1 protein-coding gene is annotated in these 566 nt (G+C 63.3%); it reads right to left on the bottom strand.

The window, feature by feature from the left end; genetic code table 11:
* The coding region (locus tag CFR80_RS18790; RefSeq protein ID WP_146221734.1) for a tyrosine-type recombinase/integrase at positions 1-566 on the bottom strand (566 nt) is incomplete at both ends.

Below are 566 nucleotides of genomic sequence, written 5' to 3'. Positions count from 1 at the left end.
GCCGGCACCTCGGCGTAGGGCAACGCTGTGTGATGAACGGTCTTGGTCTTCGCCTTGGGAAGGGATTTATCCATTGCCGCCAGCGGCAGGGGAAGCGTGCGGTAGCCTTTGCCGATCGCCCAGTCCGTGACGTTGCTGATCCGCTGCCGAACCCGGCGGGCGGTTTCAGGCTTGTTGAGCCAGATCGGGGCGATTGCTTCGCGCACATGATGGCCGTCGAGGTCAGCGATCGAGACGTCACCGATCAGCGGGAACGCATAGGTCTCAAGGGTCGTCAGCCATTGAGCCCGGTGCTTCTTGTTCTTCCAGGTCGCCTTGTTCTGCGCGTAGACCTCAAGGGCGGCTTCACGGAAGGACGGGATGCCCGCCTCCTTGCGGCGCTCGGCCACGGGATCAAGGCCAACTTCAACCTGCATCCGCGCCTTGACGGCTCGTTCGCGCGCCAATGCCAAAGATACCTTCTTGGCGCTGCCGAGGCCGATGTCACGCCGCTTGCCGTTTTTCTGGACCCGGCAGACCCAGGATTTGCCACCCCGTGGGCTGATGACGAGATAGAGCCCGTCGCC

The sequence above is a fragment of the Komagataeibacter oboediens genome (genome assembly GCF_003207815.1).
Taxonomy (GTDB): Bacteria; Pseudomonadota; Alphaproteobacteria; order Acetobacterales; family Acetobacteraceae; genus Komagataeibacter; species Komagataeibacter oboediens.
Note: the sequence above shows the minus strand (reverse complement) of the source record. Positions and strands in the feature narration are given on the sequence as shown.